Genomic DNA, 15,423 nt, shown 5'->3' on the forward strand with positions numbered 1-15,423 from the left:
CCTCCGCCTCCGCCGCCGATCCCGCAGCCCCCGCCCCCGGGCGGCGGTCGCTGAACCGACGCGACGGTTCAGCCCCCTGCCCGCGGCCCCGGGACCGGACTTCCTCCGGCCCCGGGGCCGCACCCCTTTCGAGCCCCGAAGGAGAACCTCCGTGGAAGCACGCCCGGTGTCCGCACTCGTACTCAACCCCGACGAACTCGGCCCCGACCCGGTGCCCGGGATGGACCTGGCGGTGAAGCTGGGCATCGGCCAGCTGGAGATCCGATCGGCCGAGGGCGCCAACGCGGTGACCCTGCCCGACGAGCGGCTGCGGCACATCCGCGCGCTGGCCGACCAGCGCGGCCTGGCGGTCGCCGCGCTGGCGTCGCCGCTGTGGAAGTGGTGCCGCCCCGAGGCCCGCCCCGGACGCGTGGACACCTTCGGCTTCCCCACCCAGGTCCCGCCCGAGGAGAGGCTGGACTGGGTGCGCCGCGCCCTCGCGGCCGCCGTGACCCTCGGCGCCCCCATCGTGCGGGTCTTCTCACACCTGCGCGTCGAACCGGAGCTGACCGAGCAGTTCGCCAGTGATCCCCTGCTCGCCCAGGCCCTCGAAGAAGCCGACCGGGCGGGGGTGCGGCTGCTGCTGGAGAACGAGCCGGTGTGCACCGTCGCCCATGCCGAGCCCCTGCTGGAGGTGCTCGACCGCTACCACGCGCAGGGCCTCGGTCTGTGGCTCGATGTGGCGAATCTCCACGAGGTCGGCCAGGCGAACAAGGAGACCGTCCGCGCACTGGCCCCCTACGTGGGCTACGTGCACGTCAAGGACTACCGGCCCACCGACGCCGGCCGCACCTTCTGCCCGGCAGGCGAGGGCTGCGTGCCCTACGCCGAGGTGCTGCCGCTACTGCACGCGGCCCACCCGGCCCTGCCGTACGCGCTGGAGACCCACGTACGCGACACCCCCGCCGACGCCCTGGCCGCCGGGGCGGCCTTCCTGCGCACGGCCATTCCCGGCGGGCTGGCGTGAAGCGGGTCCTGCTGGTCGGCGCCGGCGAGGTCGGGGCCAAGCACCTCACCGCCCTCGCCGGAGCCGACGGCCTGACCGTCGCGGGGATCGTCGATCCGGCGCCGCGCACCGAACTGCCGGACGGCATCCCGTCCTTCGCCGCCCTGCGCCCGGCCCTGGCCGTCCTCAAGCCCGACCTGGTCGTGGTGGCCGCTCCGCCCGGGGCCGCGCTCGCGGCGGCCCGGGTCGCCGCCGCCGATGGCGCCGCGGTCCTCGTGGAGAAGCCCGCGACCATCGTCGTTACCGCACTGGCACCCCGGCCGGAGGACGGGCGGATCTTCGTGGGCTTTCAGCCGCACTTCGCCCCCGGCCTGCACGATCTCCTCGCCCGGCCCCCGGCCGTCGAGCGCGCCGTGGTCCGCCTTGCCGTACGGCGCGACCCCCCGTACTTCCGCGGCTGGAGACGCACCCATGCCGCCGCCGGCGGGGTGCTCCACCAACAGGCCATCCACGGCCTGGCGCTCGCCCTGCGGCTAATCCCGGGCGACGTCGAGAGCGTGAGCGCCACGGCGGTGCACCGCCGCAACCTGGCCGAGACCGAGGACCGCATCACCGCCGACCTCACGCTGGCCGGCGCGCGGAGCGTGCACGTGGACGCCCGCGTCGACCATGAGGGCCCGCCCCGGCACGAGGTCCTGCTCCAGCTCGCCGACGGGCGGCGCCTGCACATCCGCGGCCGGAACCTCGAAGCCGGGCTAGCAGACCCGGCAGCCGCCCCCACCCACGAGCAACTTCGGCGCCAGATGTACGCGGCCGTGCTCGACGCCGCCAAAGGCCGCCCCGCCCACCCCTGCCTGTTCCCGCTGTCGGCGCTGCGGCGCCCCCTGGAGGTGATCGAACGTGTCTACCGCGACGCGAACCGTGTCCGCGCAGCGCACCCCGCTGCCGCATGAACTGGCCGTCGAGATCGTCGAGCGCAAGGGCATCGGCCACCCCGACACCCTCGCCGACGGCATCGCCGAACTGGCGTCCATCCGCTACAGCCAGCACTGCCTGAACGAGACCGGTGCCGTCCTGCACCACAACCTGGACAAGGTCGCCGTCCTCGGCGGGCGCGCCGCCTTCACCGACACCGACGGCGTCTACGACCGGCCCCTGCGCGTCGTCTTCGGCGGCCGGATCTCCACCTCCTTCGCCGGGCAGGAGCTGCCGGTGCGGGAGATCCTTGAGCAGGCCGCCGTCGACCACCTCCGCGCGGCCCTGCCGGGCTTCGACCGGGTCCGGCTTGAGATCCGGCACGAGACCACCGACTCCAGCAAGTTCCGCCACTGGTTCGCCCCCCGCTCGCTGCACGACCTTCCCGAGCGGCCCCGGCCGTTCTCCAACGACACCGCCTATCTCGTCGGCTCCGCCCCGCGCACGGCCGCGGAGAGCCTCGCCCTGCTGGCCGAGGCGTGGTTCCGTAACCGCGCGTGGGCCGGCAGCGACATCAAGGCCCTCGTCGTGCGGCGCGGCGACGCCTGGACGGTGACGGTGTGCGTGCCCGCACTCGCCGGTCACCTGGCCACCTCGGCCGAGTTCGACGACGCGGTGACCACCTGCGCCCGCGAGCTGGAACAGCGGCTCCCGGGCCGCGTCGAGGTGGTGTGCAACACCCGGGGCAGCCGCACCGGGCCGATCTCCGGGCAATACTTCACGCTCTCCGGCTCGGCGGTCGACTACGGCGAGGACGGCCTGGTCGGCCGGGGCAACGCCCGCACCGGGCTGATCAGCGGTGCCCACCTCGCGGGCAACGAGGCGACGTTCGGGAAGAACCCGGCCTACCACGTCGGCAAGGTGGGTGGCTGGCTCGCCGACGCGGCCGCCCGCGCCGTGGCCGCCGAGTTCGGGCCGTGCCGCATCGGGCTGCTGTGGCGCAACGGCGCCGCGTACGATCAACCCGCCTCCGTCGAGATCACCACCAGCGAGCAGGCACCGCCCAAGGCGGCGGAGGAGCTGGTGCGCGCGACGCTGGCCCGAACCGACTGGACGGAAGACCTGCTGTCCGGCCGGTACCTGCCCAAGGTGGAGCCGGTCGAGGACCTGCTGACCGACTTCATCAAGGCCCTCCGGTGACCACGCACCGGATCGTCACCGGCCACGTCTCCGCGCTGCTCGCCCTGCCCGACGGCCTGGACAGCGCGGCCGCCCGCGCCGCCGATCGGTCCCTGCCCGGCGGCTGGCGCCTGGAAGCCGCCCCCGACGCCGCGGGGACGGCGGACATCGAGGTCACCATCGGGGCCGCGGCCGTCACCGCCGGCAGGCACACGGTGCGTGTCCGCCTGCCCCGAGCCGCCGCCAGCTCGGACACCCTCGCGTACGTCACCTACACCGCCCTGGAGCGCGCCCGCCAGCGTCGGCGCAAGGTCACCATGCACGGCACCGCCCTGCACCCGCCCGGCGGTCCGGCCGTGCTGCTCCTCGGAGCCAAGGGCGCGGGCAAGACTTCCACCGCGCTCGCACTCGCCGCCCGCGGCTGGCTCCACGGCGGGGACGACCTGGTCGTCCTCGAAGGCGCCGAGGCCGGGGCAGCGGTGTGGCCGGGCAAGCCCACCGCCGCCGTCCGCGCCCCCGCCCGCCCGCTGGACCCCAAGCCCCAGCACTCCCTGCGCCCATTCGTGACGGGGCCGGCCCCGCTCGGGCGGATCGTGCGGGTGGCCGTCCACCCCGAGCTGACCGCGGCATCGCTGACGCCCGCGCGCCCGCTGTCGGTGAACGAACGCCTGCGTCTGCACGAGAACCTGGCCCGCTACATCTCCGGCCTGCCCACCCCGCTCAACGGCGTGTCCGGGATGCCGTACGGGCCGGTGTGGCCTCTGGACACCCCCGCCCTGGCCCGGTGGCGAAGCCACCTCATCGCCACGCTCGCGGCCAGCCGGTTCGACTACCTGCACGCCCCCGACGCCGAGACGGCCGCCGACCTGCTCGCCAAGGAGACCGAGACCGGATGAGCCCTGCCGTGATCCTGCCCAGCCGGAACGAGCCGACCACCATCAGCGCCGTCACCGCCGCCGTCGACGCCGCCCTCGGCGACTCCGCGGCGGTCATCGTCCACGCCGACACCTCCGACACCCCGCAAACGGCCGAGCAGTTCACCACCACGGCGACCCGGGCCGCGAAGCTCGGGCTGACCGGACTCGTACGCGGCAAGGGCGCCCAGATCCTGGCCGCCGCCCGGTGCCCGCAGACCGCCGGGGCCGCGGTCGTGCTGATCGCCGACACCGACACCCGCAACCCCGATCCCGCCGTCTACCGCGCGCTGCTGGACCGCGTGCGCGGAGGGGCCGCCCTGGCCATCGCCGACTACCCGCGCCACTGGGACGAGGCCAACCTCACCAACCACCTCGCCCGGCCGCTCATCACCGCCGTGACCGGCCACGACGTGCCCCAGCCCCTGGCCGGGGACCTCGCCCTGTCCCGCGCCGCTCTGGACGCCGCCCTGCGGGCCGCCGAGGCCCTGCCCGAAGACCTTGCGGCCTGCGTGGACGGCTACGGCATCGACGCCTTCCTGCTGCTGACCGCCGCCACGGCCGGACCCGTGACCTCGGTACGGCTGGCCGAGCCCAAGCGGCACGCCGCGTCCTTCCCCCACCTGCCCGTCATCTACCACCAGGCCGTCCCCGTGCTGCTGCACCTGACCGCCGGAAGGCCGCCACGGACTCCGGTCGACGAGGACCCGGCGCTCTACCGGGCCGCCCCCCGCGACATCGAACCCGCCCGCCTCCAGGCCATGCTCACCGCGCTGGACAGCCTTGGCCCACGCCCCGACGGATACGATGAGCGTCCCTGGCCGCTCCCGGCCGCGGACGCCTGGCACGCCGTCAACTCCGGTACTCCGGCGGCCGAAGCCGCCCGCCAGCTGTGGCCGTACTACCTGCACCGCGTCCGAGACTGGCTCGCCACCGGACAGCACGCCACCGCCGAACAGCGAGCCGAGACGCTCGCCGCCGCACACGCCCGTCTGCACACCGCCCTCACCACCGCAGGAGCCTCGTGATGACCGCCCCGACCTCCGGCTTCTCCGCTTTCGCCCTGGAGCCCTTCCCCGAGATCCACCCCGGTGACGACCTGGCCGACGCGATCGCCGACGTCATCACGCGCACCGGCAGCGAACTGCGCGACGGGGACCTTGTGGTGGTGGCCTCCAAGGTCGTCTCCATCGCGGAGAAGCGCTACGTCGACCTGGCCAGCGTCACCCCCACCCCCCAGGCCCTGGAACTCTCCGCCCGCACCGGAAAGCCCGCCGAGATCGTCCAGCTGATCCTGGACAACTCCACCGAGCACTTCCTGGCCACCGAGGGCGGCCCGATCATCGCCCGGCACACCCTGGGCTACCAGCTCACTTCCGCCGGAATCGACCGCGCAGGCAGCGAGGGCGCGTGGCTGCTGCCGCTGGACCCGGACGGCTCCGCCCGCGCCCTGCGGGACGCCCTGATCACCTACACCGGCGCCGAGGTCGCCGTCGTCATCGCGGACTCCGACGGCCGCGCCGACCGGCGCGGCGCCACCGTCATCTCGATCGGTGCCGCCGGAGTCGCCCCGCTGCGTACGACCGAGCACGACGGCAAGCGGCAGGAAGAGACCCTCACCGACCTGATCGCCGCGGCGGCGGGGCTCATCCTCGGCCAGCGCGGCCGCGGCGCCCCGGTCGCCGTGCTGCGCGGCATCAACTACCCGGCCAGCGACGAGGGCGTAGCCACGATGCTCCACCACCGGCCGTGACCCTTCTGATCACCGGGGCCGCCGGGACCATCGGTGCCCGACTGGCCGCCGATCTCGCCACCCGCGGGGTGCCGCTGCGGCTGCTCGACCGACGGCCCCCCAGCTCCGGCACGCCCGCGGGCGCCGACTTCGTCCAGGCCGACCTCCGCGATCAGGCCGCCATCGAGGCGGCGGCCGCCAGAGTCTCCGCCATCGTGCACCTCGCCGGCGTCACCGACGAGGGACCGTTCGCCGCGATGGTCGAGCACAACATCACCGGCACCCACCACGTCCTGGAGGCGGCCCGCCGCCAGCGGGTGCCGCGCGTCGTGCTGGCCAGCAGCCACCACGTCACCGGCCTGAACCCCGTTGGCCATCCGATGGCGGACGTGACGGCCCCAGACAGCTTCTACGCCGTCAGCAAGGTCACCCTGGAAGCCCTGGGGCGCCTCTACGCCCACAAGACCGGCGTCGAGATCGTCGCCGTACGGATCGGCAGCTACCGCACGCACCCCAGCGAGCCCCGCCACCGGGCGACCTGGCTCAGCCCCGCGGACGCCACCACCCTGCTGCACGCCGCCGCCACCCGGCCGCTGCCCTGCCGCTTCCTCACCGTCCACGGGACCTCGGGCAACAGCGAATCCTGGTGGCCCCGCACCGGCTGGGACGCCCTCGGCTACCACCCCGCCGACGATGCCGCCCGGCACCCCGAGACCGGACCGCTCACCGATACCCACGTGGGCGGCGCCTTCGCCGACTACGACCTCCCCGCGTAGAAGGAGCGCCCGGATGAGGCAGCTCGCCGTCCTCGGCTCCCCGATCACCCAGGCCCTCTCTCCGGTGCTGCACCGCGCCGCCTACCGGGCGCTCGGGCTCGACTGGACGTACCGCGCCATCGACTGCGCCCCGGACCAACTGGCGCCCTTCCTCGCCGCCATGGACGACCGATGGGCCGGGCTGTCGCTGACCATGCCACTCAAGCGGGCCGCCGTCCCGCTCCTGGACGAGGTCTCACCCCTGGTCCAGGCGACCGGAACCGCCAACACCGTGACCCGCCGGGGCGGTCGGCTCCTGGGAGAGAACACCGACGTCGACGGCATGGTCCAGGCCCTCCGCGAGGCCGGAGTCCACCACGTCGAATCGGTGTGCGTCCTCGGGGCGGGCGCGACGGCCGCGACCGCCCTCGCGGCCGTCCACCGGCTGGGCTGCACCACAGCGACCGCCGTCGCCCGCGACCCCGGCCGCACCGGCGAGCTGGGCCGGGCGGCGGAGCGCCTCGGGATCGCCCTGCGCATCGGTTCGTGGGACGCGGCACCCCGGCACCTGGAGGCGGGCCTGGTCGTCTCCGCCCTCCCGCCCGGGGCCGCCGACCGGCTCGCCCCGCTGTGGCCGGCCGCAGCCGACACGCTGCTCGACGTCGTGTATCGGCCCTGGCCCACCCCGATAGCCCGCGCCGCGCGGGAGGCGGGCACCACGGTCGTCGGCGGGCTGCCCATGCTCGTGCACCAGGCCGCCCGGCAGGTCGAGCTCCAGACCGGCCATACCCCGGCCCCCCTGGCCGCGATGAGGCGCGCGGCCGAACTCGCCCTGACGTCCTCCCAGCACCGATGACCCGGTCCTGTCCGACCCCACGGGTAGCTTTGGTGATCCAGAGCAAGGAGGGGACGCGTGGACGACCAGGGCGTGAAGTTCCAGATGATCGTGCAGAGCGAGGCGAAGCTGGACCGCGACCGTGCACTGGTGGCGTTCCTGCGGGCACGCATCGCTGAACGCGCGCCGACCGCCGACGAGCGGGAGCGGCAGCTGCTGGCCGGCACACAGAGGGTCCTGGACGAGTTCGCCGCCAACTTCGAGCGCGCCGCCAAGGTCGAGCACACGGACTACTTCCCCGGGCAGATCGACGCCCTCGGCTGGTCGCTGCGCTGCACGGCCTTCGCGGCCTTCTCCGAGCACCCCGACTTCCAGATGGACTTCAAGCCGTGATGCCCCGCCCGGAGCTGGCGGAGCGCCCCGCCGGCGAGATCGCACGACCCACGACCCGGGCGGAAGACGCCTTTGCCAAGATCCGCCAGGATCTGGGGCAGGTGGCCCCGCGCGATCCGGTCAAGCGCACGCTGGGCCCGCGCCGTCACCGCATGGACATCCTGCGCGACATCTGCACCGCCGAGGCGTTCACCACCGTCATGAACTGGCTGGCGTCCTCCACGATCCCCAGCATCAACTCGAAGCGGAACTACGCCGACGACATCCGGTTCTGGCACCAGTTCGCGCAGGAACTAGGGCACGAACGCTTCTTCATCGGCTGCATCACCCGCGGTGACGTCACCACCTGGCGGCTGAGCGAGGAGAAGCGCGAGCGAGCCAACCGCAGCATCGCGCGCCGCCTGTCCGCCCTGTCCTCCCTGCACAGCTTCGCCGCCGAGGAGGCGCAGACCTACATCCCCAACCCGGTCACCCGCCACAACCGGCCCAAGATCGACCGCCACGACGAGACCACCGCCACCCCCGTGGTGGAGGTCGACGAGTTCGCCGCCCTCTTCGACTGGGCGGAGTGCCTGCGCGACGTCGTCGTGACCAGCCTCGTCTACACCTTCGCCGGGCGCGTCAGCGAGTGGTGCGAGGCCGACGTCACCGACTTCCGCGACGGCCGCAACCCCGTGATCGACCTGACCCGCAAGGGCGACAAGGGCAGGCAGTGGTCCCTCCCGCACCAGCTCGCCGAGCTCCTGGTCCTCCTCATCAACGGCCGGACCGACGGGCCGCTCCTCCTGGACTCCGAAGGGCGGCGGCTGGACCGCCACGACGTCGACCGCATCCTGACCCGCCTGGGGAAACGGGCCGGAGTCCTGCCCGGCCGCGACCTCACCCCGCACGTCCTGCGCGCCTCCCGCCTGACCCACATGCACGACGACGGGGTCCCTCTGGAGGAGATCCAGGAGTTCGCCGGACACGACGATCCAGCGACCACGCTCTCCTACATCCGGCGGCGCGGCGACCAGGCACGCCGGGCCCGGCACGCGGCCGATGGCGTCGACAAGTTCAGCGCACAGCTCGGGCGCTGGCTCGCCCTGGCCGCATGACGTGCACCCACCCGGCCCGAGCATCGGCAACCTGGTGCCTGTTCTCGGGCATGGTGACGCCATGAGTGAGCGCTCCTACTCCTGCGAGACCGCGGTGGCCGTCGCCGAGGCAGTGCGTCCCTGGCTGGACAAGCACACCGACGAGCCACCGCCGGCCGCCGCGATCGTGGCCGCGCTACGGGCCGCCGAGGCGGAACACGGCGGCTACCAGCGGGATCTGTGGGGCCACGCGGCGGGCAATGCGGCGTGCGCCACGGCCGCCACCGACGAGTCCCGCGCGGGCTGGCTCTGGGCCACCTCGCTCGACTACGTCGTACGCGCCGTCGAGGCCGCACCGCCCGCAGAGGTCCCCTCTTCGGGTGAAAGCGCCAACGCCGCCTGTCCGCCACCCTCACGCGCAAGTGCTCCTGCCAGCCGCGACACGCCCCAAGTGGAAACGGGCAACCCCTTCCTGTCCCGCCTCACCGCCAGCAGCCTGGAGCCATGAACCCCGTACCGGTCACGATCGAGTCCTTCGGCTTCCGCCACCGGGACGACCAGCCCGTGGGCCACGCCCTCCTGTTCGACGTCCGTGGTCTGCTGCCCGCCTCCGAGGCCGGGCTTCCGCGCGATACCGGGCTCGATCCCCGGGTACGCCAGCAGATCAGGCAGAGCGAGTGCGCCGAAGAACTGGTCGAGCGCATCGCGGGGGAGACCGCCGCGCTCCTCGCCTACGCCCAGCCCCGCGGCCGCAGCGTGCACGTCCTGGTCGGCGGCCTGGACGGTGTACGCGGAAGCGTTGCCGTGGCCGAATGGGCCGGGGAGCTACTGCGCCACCGGCTGGGCCCCGCCGGTGGCGCGGTCGAAGTCGTCCACCGGCACATCGCCGGGAACGTCGTACGGCCGTGAGTCACGGCACGGCCTACTGACAGGCGCGGGCCCCGCGCCACGCTTGTCACCGAAACGTTGACGCTCGGGCGGAGTGGTTCCGGAGCCGCGACAGGCGATCCCTACGGCACCCGCGTGATGCTTTCGAGGCGTGCCCTCATCTCGTCGCCCACGTCGGTCTTGCTCATCCACTCCGACAGGCGGTCGTGGTCCTTCGCGGGCAGCGCCCCCTGCTGGAGACCGGCGTAGAGCAGACCGCTCATCAGAGTTCTCTGGACCGTCTCCGGCGAACACATCGTCGTCAGAAGGCCCTGGAACACCCGGGCCGTCGCCTCATCGCCGGCGCCGGAGGCATCGACGTACGCGCGGAACAGCATCGACGCCCGCAGCTGGTCCGCGAGGACTTCCCGGTCCTCCGGGCTGGTGGCCGCCTCGGCCAGCAGGTGGTCCTCGATCTTCTTGGCCTGCTCCAGGTCACCGGCCATGAGGGCGTCACGGAACGCCTTCACCTGCCGCGTCTCGAAGATGTCAGGCAGCTGCATCGCCACGGAAACGCCCCCTTGCGTACGTCCAGTTCCGCCCCGAGCGTATGCCGCCGCGGTCGCCCGCCGGTGACGATGCCCAGGAAGCGGCCGAGATCAATCGGACACGCGAACGTGCCGAGAGGCGATCAGGAGGCCAGCCACCGGCCGAGGAGCACGGCGCCGAGGATGACCGGCGAGAAGATCCCGAGCAGGTTGACCGCCTTCATCAGGGGCCCGTCGCCCCTGCGTGTACGGACATGGGCCACGTGTCCTGCTCCCCTCTTTGCGGACTCGGCCGACGCCCGACAGCATCCCACCTCCCAGGGAAGCGGACAGCCCGAACAGGGGTGATGCCGCAGCCCGCCCGATACGGCACAATGAGCAGCCGGCCGGGGGATAATGAGTCCTTATCGGGAATCGAAGGGAATGCCGCTTGTCCGCGAACACCGTTGACGATGACCGTTTTCCCGCGGTCGAGGAGCTGCCCGCGCTCATCCAGAAGGTGCTGGCCGCCCCGGACATGACCGAGAGCGTGGCCGGTCACGTCCGCTGGGTGGAGGGCACGCTGAAGAGGGCGCTGGAGCGGGAGGACTTCCGGAACCGGTACGGGAAGTCGATGCGGGATCTGCTCGGGCCCGGCGCCACCGCCTTGTGCGAGATGACCGACAACGGCGAGCTGCGGGCCAAGGAGCTCAAGACCCCGCCCAAGGGCGTGACCGCCTCCCAGCGGCGCCGGGCGAGCATCCTGCGCCGCTTCGCCGCCGCGGCGGGCGTCCCCAGCGGCGCGATCTCCTACCCGAAGCCGACCCCGAAGCCGACGATGCCGGCTTGGGCCCGCAGCGAGCTCCACAACCGCCTCCAGGACGAGGTCGACCGCAAGCCGTCGGCCCCCGGCCGGGCCCGCCTCCTGGTTGTCCTCGGCGTGGTCCTGGACACCGCCGCCCGGTCCGGGGAGCTGTGCACCATCGGCATTGCCGACCTCGCACCCGATCTGTCCTGGGTCAAGATCATCCGGAACCCGCAGGCCATCGGCTCCCCCCTCCACATCACGGAGGTCTGGCCCCTGTCGCCCATCACGCAGGCCGCGCTCGCGAACTGGCTCCCGATCCGCGGCCGCCTGATCGAGGATCTGGAGGGGGGCGCCAGCGCCCTGCTCGTCGTCCTGCACGGCAACCGTGCCTTCCACCGCGCGGGCGCCTACAAGAAGGGGATGCCGCTCAAGGTCCGCGGCCTGATCGACAGCTACCGGGCGCACGTCCAGGAGCTGAAGGCCGAGGTGACCAACCGCGGCGAATCGGGCTGGGAACTTCCCCAGGGGCTGGAGCAGCTGCGGCGCGGCGTCGAGGAACGCCGCAGCGCGTACGACAACGACCGGCGGGCCGGGGCCCGGACTCCGCAGTGGTGCCCGGCCGTCGTGCTGAACCCGCTGCTGCCCGAAGAGGCGGAGAAGAAGAAGACGGCGGCAGCGTTCGCCAAGGCCGCCCAGGCGGTGACGGCCTTCCACCAGGCCCGGGAGGCCGCCGGAGGCGACGAGACCGACCCGCAGGTCCTGAAGACCCGGCGCACGCTGCGGGAGACGACGCGGATGGCGTGGGCGCGGTCCGACCACGCCACCACACTCAAGCTCCTGCGGCAGGCCGGCCTGTCCGACGACGACCTCGCGGCCGCAGGCTACAGCGAGCTGCTGCTGGACGCGCTGGAACGCTCATGAGGCGACGGCCACCGGAGTAGCCGGCCGCTGGGTGACCGCAGCCCGGCGGCCGCGGTCACCCAGCTCGATCATCAGCGGCGGCCCGCCACGATGAGGGCGCGCGCATGGCTCTCCACGTACTCGTACATCCGATCCCGGTCGAAGCTGAAGGCGTAGGCGAGCATCGTTGCGGCGAACCAGCCGCCCGACAGCAGCAGCTCGACGTGATCCCGCCCGGCCCCGGGCCGCGCCCACTCGATGACCAGTCCGGCGGCCCGCTGTTCCCTCGCCTCCAGCTCTGCCTCGTCGACGTCACCGCCTGCTGTGCGGTGCAGCTCCTCGGCGAACACCGCGGCGACGTCGACGACGACCGAGTCCGCCGGATGCTCGACCGTCAGGCTGACCTGGTGCTCGCGCACCGTACGGGCGTGGACGTCGAGCCAGGAGGTCACCGCCGCCGGGTCGTCGTCCTGCGTGATGGCCAGCGCGGCGACCGTCGTACGCCCCAGCGCGCACACGATGGGCACGATCTCGGTCCGCAGGTCCGCGCCGCGCGCCCACTTCGACATGTAGAGCAGGCCCTCGCGGACCCCGCCCCGGGCCTGGTCCACCGTCTGCTCCAGGCCCTTCCTCTCCAGAACCCCGCCCATCAGGGACCGCACCAACGTCAGGGCGGCGAGCTGCGGGCCCACGGCCGCGCGGACCGTGCTCCCGCTCACCGCTCGCCCCTGTCCTCGATGGCGGCCGGGGTGCCGATCGGCAGGCCCGAGAGCTCCGGGTGCCGCTCGGCTGCCAGGTGCGCCCCGTGGTCGTACGCGGTCACGCCGGCGGCGTGCATCCAGTGCATGGCCCGCCGCAACCAGTCCGCCGCGGTGTAGTCCGGCATCCGGGTCTTCGAGCGGTGCCGCTGCCAGTGCCGTTCACGGCCCAGTTCGCGGCGTACCTCGGGGAGCGTCTTGCCGTCGAGGGCACCGAGCGCCCTGGCCTGCGCCAGCGCGTCGAAGCTACGAGCGTCACCCGATGCGGCGGGCAGCGCCGCCCGTGCCCCGGTCATCGCCTGGCGCACGCGCGACAGGGCGTACGCCAGCTTGGGCACCCGCTCCGGCTCGATGCCCAGATGCTCGCGCACGGCGGCCGCCGCCTCGTCGAAGGCGTCTTCGTCGACGTCGACCAGAAGCCCCTCCGCCATGCGGCGCCGGATCTCGTCCAGGGTGAACGTGCAGGCGCTGGTGAAGGTGTCGGCGAGTTCGTCCAGGCCGTCCACGGCGGCCGCGAGATCGGCCGGGGTGTCGCCGGGCGCCTCCCAGTGCTGGCAGACGTAGCCGTACAGGGCCCGCTCCGCCGTCCACACGGCGGCCGCCGGGGTGCCGGCGACCGCGGGGAGCGCCCGCTGCACCGACCGCCCCGAGGCCCGCGCGCTGTAGCGCTTCTCCGGCACCGGCCCCAGCAGCTGCGTCGCGATCGGGTGCTCCGCGCCCTCCTCTTCCCGCTCCTCGCCGGGCGGCGGCATCGTGCCGCCCGGCACCGCGCACCATCCGCCCGGCGGGTAGAGCACCGCTTCGGCCCGCAGCTGCTCCTCGGACGCCGCGATGATCTCCGGCAGGACCGAGACCGCGCCGGAGGCGTGGGCGGTGTGGCTGCTCCACTCCCGCAGCTCGTACAGCAGCCGCGACGCCGTGCTGAGCGTCTGGTCCACCGCGTTGTCCGGGGCCTGGCCGGGCTTCGGCCACTCGGAGACCAGGCCGTCGCCGTACGTCTGCACCAGGTCCCGGAACGCGGACAGGTGCAGGTGCGCCGCGTTGACCTGGCGCGCCATCAGCACCGCCACCGTGGACGGCACTTCGGCGGGCCGGTGCTTGGAGGCCCTGGGCATGTCCGGCCCGTCGTCCTCGATGCCGGCGCCGGTGCCGTGCGGCGCCGCGTCGGGCCGGGTGTCGACCTCCAGGTAGCTGCGGCCGCCGCTGTAGGGAGCCGGCTCCGTCACCGTGAAGTGCTCCGCGAGCACGTCGAGCAGGGCCTGCGTCGCCGCGTCATCGCCGGTGATCCGTACGCGGGCGACCCCGGGCAGGGTCGTACGGCGGCTCACGACAGCGTCCCGCGGACCGCAACCAGACCGCCCAGCACGTGGCCGGCCTCGGCGGCCCGGCTCACCGCCGTCAGCCAGTCGTCGCCCTGCCGGTCGCCCACGGTGCCCGCGGGCACGACCAGAAGCAGCGCCTTTCGCTGACGGGCCGCCTGCCGCCAGTTGCCGGGTGTCGCATACCCGCCTTCCTGGCGGTACCAGGCTCCACCGCCCGCGCGCATCACCGAGACCATGCGGCCGCGCTCGCACCGCAGGTGCCATCCGTCCAGCACCGGGAAGGGCGTGGCCCCGGTCAGGTCGACGGGCTTGAACCCCTCGGACAGGCGGGCCGCCAGGTGCCCCTCGATCCCGTGCTCGTCGTGCTCGCCCGGCTCGACGAGCACCAGCGGCACCGTCCCGCCGCCCGGCTGCCGGGCGACGCTGAAGTGCGTGTAGTCCGCGTTCCGCGGGCCCTGCGTGGCCGGCTTCTCCGGCTGACGGTCGTCGGGGGCCACGTACAGGCCGCGGCGCTGCCGCTCCGTCATCAGCTCCGGCCACGGCCAGATGCGGGTCCGGCCGCAGCCGGAATGCGTCCACACCGGTTGCACCGCGTCGAGCTCGCGGCCGTCGACCGTCAGCGTGCGGGTGCTCAGTCCGACGTGCACCTCCGACTCCGCCGCCACGTCGATCGGCTCGTCACACAGGAAGCACACCACGGGATCGCCCGCCCCGGCGGACTTCTCGGCGTGCTCGACCAGACCCTGCATCTCCTCCACGCTCAGCAGCTGGTCCATGCCCGCGCTCATCAGGTAGGCCGTCCCGCTCGCTGCGGCGTAGCGGTGGGCCTCTTCCTCCTTCGCGTCCGTCTCCCGGTCCGGGGTGCCGGCCTCTGCGGCCGGGGCGGTCCCGGCGGCGGCCGCCCACAGGTCGAGCGTGTCCTCCAGGAGCGCCTCCAGGTCCTCCGCGTTCAGCTCCTCGACTGCGGCGAGGACCGCCGGTCCGTAGCCGGGGCGCGCGGTGTCGTGGGCCACGGCGTGGAACCGCTGGGTGGCGGGGGAGCACGCGGAGCCGGGGGAGGGCAGCAGCGAGTAGACGCTTCCGGCGAGGCTGGCGATGACGAGCCGGTCACCGGCGAGGACCTTGTCCGCCAGGCTGGCCTGGCACGGTCGGCACTTCTCCACGCAGGCCCCGATCAGCGCGGAAGCCGTCTGCATGTCGGCCTGCCGGTCGGCGCCGAAGCCGGAGCCGTCGACCGGGCCGATCTCGGGGCCCCGGTGGCGGTGGACGGTGCCCGACTGGGCGGAGGTGTACGAGGCGCCGCTGGCGGCCTTCTTGGCCTTGATCCGCTCCCGCTCCGCGTGGCTCTTGCGGCGGCGGTTCTTCTTCTCGATCTTCGACACAGCTGACTCTTCTCGGCGCGGCACGGTCCCATGACCCGGCGCGCACGAGATCAGCGCACGACGGAGGAAGTCGTC

Annotated in this window: 17 protein-coding genes; 13 read left to right on the forward strand and 4 right to left on the reverse strand. The window is 73.5% G+C overall.

All coding sequences use genetic code 11. The features are described from left to right. Nucleotides 1-151 precede the first annotated feature (151 nt). From AB0937_RS34140 to AB0937_RS34195, 12 genes are all read left to right on the forward strand, one after another. Nucleotides 152-1,006, forward strand: coding sequence for a sugar phosphate isomerase/epimerase family protein (locus AB0937_RS34140; RefSeq protein ID WP_366717376.1), 855 nt, complete (start codon nt 152-154; stop codon nt 1,004-1,006). Continuing rightward, nucleotides 1,003-1,938, forward strand: coding sequence for a Gfo/Idh/MocA family oxidoreductase (locus tag AB0937_RS34145; protein ID WP_366717378.1), 936 nt, complete (start codon nt 1,003-1,005; stop codon nt 1,936-1,938). The genes AB0937_RS34140 and AB0937_RS34145 overlap by 4 nt, the downstream gene beginning before the upstream one ends. Further along, a complete protein-coding gene (locus AB0937_RS34150; RefSeq protein WP_366717380.1) occupies nt 1,886-3,100 on the forward strand; it encodes a methionine adenosyltransferase in 1,215 nt (404 codons plus the stop codon). The genes AB0937_RS34145 and AB0937_RS34150 overlap by 53 nt, the downstream gene beginning before the upstream one ends. Continuing rightward, nucleotides 3,097-3,975: a hypothetical protein gene (locus tag AB0937_RS34155; protein WP_366717382.1), complete on the forward strand. Its 879-nt coding sequence runs from the start codon at nt 3,097-3,099 to the stop codon at nt 3,973-3,975. Before AB0937_RS34150 ends, AB0937_RS34155 begins: the two co-directional genes overlap by 4 nt. Next, nucleotides 3,972-5,021 carry a hypothetical protein gene (locus AB0937_RS34160; protein WP_366717384.1) on the forward strand — a complete coding sequence of 350 codons (1,050 nt, stop codon included), beginning with the start codon at nt 3,972-3,974 and terminating at the stop codon, nt 5,019-5,021. Before AB0937_RS34155 ends, AB0937_RS34160 begins: the two co-directional genes overlap by 4 nt. Then, nucleotides 5,021-5,746 carry a coenzyme F420-0:L-glutamate ligase gene (locus tag AB0937_RS34165; protein ID WP_366717386.1) on the forward strand — a complete coding sequence of 242 codons (726 nt, stop codon included), beginning with the start codon at nt 5,021-5,023 and terminating at the stop codon, nt 5,744-5,746. The genes AB0937_RS34160 and AB0937_RS34165 overlap by 1 nt, the downstream gene beginning before the upstream one ends. Continuing rightward, on the forward strand, nt 5,743-6,501 hold the full coding sequence (locus tag AB0937_RS34170) for an NAD(P)-dependent oxidoreductase (protein ID WP_366717388.1): 759 nt from the start codon (nt 5,743-5,745) through the stop codon (nt 6,499-6,501). Before AB0937_RS34165 ends, AB0937_RS34170 begins: the two co-directional genes overlap by 4 nt. 13 nt (nt 6,502-6,514) lie before the next feature. After that, nucleotides 6,515-7,336 carry a shikimate dehydrogenase gene (locus AB0937_RS34175; RefSeq protein ID WP_366717390.1) on the forward strand — a complete coding sequence of 274 codons (822 nt, stop codon included), beginning with the start codon at nt 6,515-6,517 and terminating at the stop codon, nt 7,334-7,336. A gap of 57 nt (nt 7,337-7,393) precedes the next feature. Next, nucleotides 7,394-7,708, forward strand: coding sequence for a hypothetical protein (locus AB0937_RS34180; RefSeq protein WP_330269953.1), 315 nt, complete (start codon nt 7,394-7,396; stop codon nt 7,706-7,708). Further along, entirely contained in the window at nt 7,708-8,805 is a 1,098-nt protein-coding gene (locus tag AB0937_RS34185) for a site-specific integrase (RefSeq protein ID WP_366717393.1), read from the forward strand. Before AB0937_RS34180 ends, AB0937_RS34185 begins: the two co-directional genes overlap by 1 nt. Nucleotides 8,806-8,866: 61 nt before the next feature. Further along, entirely contained in the window at nt 8,867-9,292 is a 426-nt protein-coding gene (locus tag AB0937_RS34190; protein WP_366717395.1) for a hypothetical protein, read from the forward strand. Further along, nucleotides 9,289-9,693, forward strand: a complete 405-nt coding sequence (locus AB0937_RS34195; protein WP_366717397.1) for an RNase adapter RapZ — start codon at nt 9,289-9,291, stop codon at nt 9,691-9,693. Before AB0937_RS34190 ends, AB0937_RS34195 begins: the two co-directional genes overlap by 4 nt. Before the next feature lie 101 nt (nt 9,694-9,794). Here the strand turns inward: AB0937_RS34195 and AB0937_RS34200 are convergent, their stop codons facing one another. Continuing rightward, on the reverse strand, nt 9,795-10,214 hold the full coding sequence (locus tag AB0937_RS34200; protein ID WP_164347901.1) for a hypothetical protein: 420 nt from the start codon (nt 10,212-10,214) through the stop codon (nt 9,795-9,797). 415 nt (nt 10,215-10,629) lie between these two features. Between AB0937_RS34200 and AB0937_RS34205 the strand changes: the two genes are divergently transcribed. After that, nucleotides 10,630-11,907, forward strand: coding sequence for a hypothetical protein (locus tag AB0937_RS34205; RefSeq protein WP_366717399.1), 1,278 nt, complete (start codon nt 10,630-10,632; stop codon nt 11,905-11,907). A gap of 71 nt (nt 11,908-11,978) precedes the next feature. Here AB0937_RS34205 and AB0937_RS34210 read toward each other — a convergent pair whose 3' ends face one another. Genes AB0937_RS34210 through AB0937_RS34220 form a run of 3 tightly spaced genes read right to left on the reverse strand, consistent with a single transcriptional unit; the run spans nt 11,979 to nt 15,348 of the window. Beyond that, nucleotides 11,979-12,605, reverse strand: coding sequence for a hypothetical protein (locus AB0937_RS34210; RefSeq protein WP_164347881.1), 627 nt, complete (start codon nt 12,603-12,605; stop codon nt 11,979-11,981). Next, complete coding sequence (locus AB0937_RS34215; RefSeq protein ID WP_366717401.1) at nt 12,602-13,972, reverse strand: hypothetical protein; 1,371 nt, start codon at nt 13,970-13,972, stop codon at nt 12,602-12,604. Before AB0937_RS34215 ends, AB0937_RS34210 begins: the two co-directional genes overlap by 4 nt. Beyond that, nucleotides 13,969-15,348, reverse strand: coding sequence for a hypothetical protein (locus tag AB0937_RS34220; protein ID WP_366717403.1), 1,380 nt, complete (start codon nt 15,346-15,348; stop codon nt 13,969-13,971). The genes AB0937_RS34215 and AB0937_RS34220 overlap by 4 nt, the downstream gene beginning before the upstream one ends. Nucleotides 15,349-15,423: the final 75 nt, after the last annotated feature.

Origin of the sequence: Streptomyces sp. NPDC047880, from assembly GCF_040706515.1 — a bacterium.
Classification (GTDB): Bacteria; Actinomycetota; Actinomycetes; order Streptomycetales; family Streptomycetaceae; genus Streptomyces.

What these genes read in the sequence shown, in the direction of transcription:
- AB0937_RS34195 (WP_366717397.1), top strand. Translation starts at nt 9,289, where the DNA reads ATGAACCCCGTACCGGTCACGATCGAGTCCTTCGGCTTCCGCCACCGG.
- AB0937_RS34160 (WP_366717384.1), top strand. Translation starts at nt 3,972, where the DNA reads ATGAGCCCTGCCGTGATCCTGCCCAGCCGGAACGAGCCGACCACCATC.
- AB0937_RS34165 (WP_366717386.1), top strand. Translation starts at nt 5,021, where the DNA reads ATGACCGCCCCGACCTCCGGCTTCTCCGCTTTCGCCCTGGAGCCCTTC.
- AB0937_RS34190 (WP_366717395.1), top strand. Translation starts at nt 8,867, where the DNA reads ATGAGTGAGCGCTCCTACTCCTGCGAGACCGCGGTGGCCGTCGCCGAG.
- AB0937_RS34175 (WP_366717390.1), top strand. Translation starts at nt 6,515, where the DNA reads ATGAGGCAGCTCGCCGTCCTCGGCTCCCCGATCACCCAGGCCCTCTCT.
- AB0937_RS34200 (WP_164347901.1), bottom strand. Translation starts at nt 10,214, where the DNA reads ATGCAGCTGCCTGACATCTTCGAGACGCGGCAGGTGAAGGCGTTCCGT.
- AB0937_RS34185 (WP_366717393.1), top strand. Translation starts at nt 7,708, where the DNA reads ATGCCCCGCCCGGAGCTGGCGGAGCGCCCCGCCGGCGAGATCGCACGA.